The following is a 1,094-nucleotide window of genomic DNA, read 5'->3' as shown; positions in this document are numbered from 1 at the left end:
GCCTGCACGACCGTCATGCCAGATGCGACCAACAGAATGGGCGAGAAGCCCAGCATGATTGCAAAGGTGCCGTTAAAGGTTCCCCAGATGGTCCCCGCGATGCAGACAAGCCTCAGTTCGCGCCTGTTGATTCCGTTACCCGCCTTGGTGGTTGATGCGGGGCCACGTCCGTCGTTCGGATGACGGTGGTAAGCCACGAGAAACAGCAGCAGGCTGAGGAGGGCCACCACGGTGGTGGCGAACATGGCCATGCGCCACCCGCCCCCCTGCGCGACGAGGCCAAGACTCATCATCGCGAGCCCGATGCCGATCGGAAAGGAATTGATGAAGATCGCCATGGCGAGGACGATCTCGCGCCCGGCGAACCAGTCCGTCACCATCTTGGTCATCAGGACGGTCAGCACGATCGCGCCCGCGCCGGAGATCAGTCGGCCGGTGAGCAGGACCGCGTGGCCCTCCGCCAGTCCTGCAAGGACCCCGCCCAGCGCCATGAGGACGAGGCCCAAGGCAACCGTCCGCTTGTCCCCGAAGCGTCGGCCGATCAGCGCGCCGGGCAGCGAAAGCGCGATACCCGGCAGCATGTAGAGTCCGATGAGGGTTCCAAGCGCAGCGTAGCTCAGGCCGAGATCCTCGATGATCAGCGGAGAGACCGAGGCGATGGACTGGAACTGGAACCCCATGCTGACCCGTGCGGTGGTCAGCACCGCCAGCGCGAGCCACCGCTGGTCTAGACCTGCGCGCGTCGCGACCGGACCTGTTGGGGGTCGGGCATCATCCACCACCAACCGGCTCCACGATCTTCCAGTAGGAGTCCTTCTTGACCACCTTGCCGTCACGGAAGTCGTAGAAGTCGCAGCCGCGGACCTTGATGCGTTCTCCTGTCGCCGCGATGCTGCCGCGGAGCGTCCACTTCGACATCCCGGTGTCGCCAGCCACGTAGTGGGTGTCGTCGCCATAAGCCACGTCAGGAATGCCGGTGAAGCGGGTTTGAAGACCCTGCCTGACTGGGCCAAAGCCCTCGTACCGGGCGCCCCACGGCTCCGGTCCGCGCGGCATGTCCAACACGCAGTCTTCGGCGAAGAAGCCCATGACAC

2 protein-coding genes are annotated in these 1,094 nt (G+C 64.8%); both read right to left on the bottom strand.

The genetic code is table 11. The features are described 5' to 3' along the window. Window positions 1-782 (bottom strand): MFS transporter (locus tag ACFHPP_RS31110; protein ID WP_437167094.1); only part of this gene is annotated, 782 nt, incomplete at its 3' end. After that, a partial coding sequence (locus tag ACFHPP_RS31105) for a nuclear transport factor 2 family protein (protein ID WP_437167093.1) occupies window positions 772-1,094 on the bottom strand: 323 nt, incomplete at its 5' end. The genes ACFHPP_RS31105 and ACFHPP_RS31110, both read right to left, overlap by 11 nt.

The sequence above is a fragment of the Falsiroseomonas sp. E2-1-a20 genome (assembly GCF_051433195.1).
In the GTDB taxonomy this organism is placed as follows: Bacteria; Pseudomonadota; Alphaproteobacteria; order Acetobacterales; family Acetobacteraceae; genus Falsiroseomonas.
Note: the sequence above shows the minus strand (reverse complement) of the source record. Positions and strands in the feature narration are given on the sequence as shown.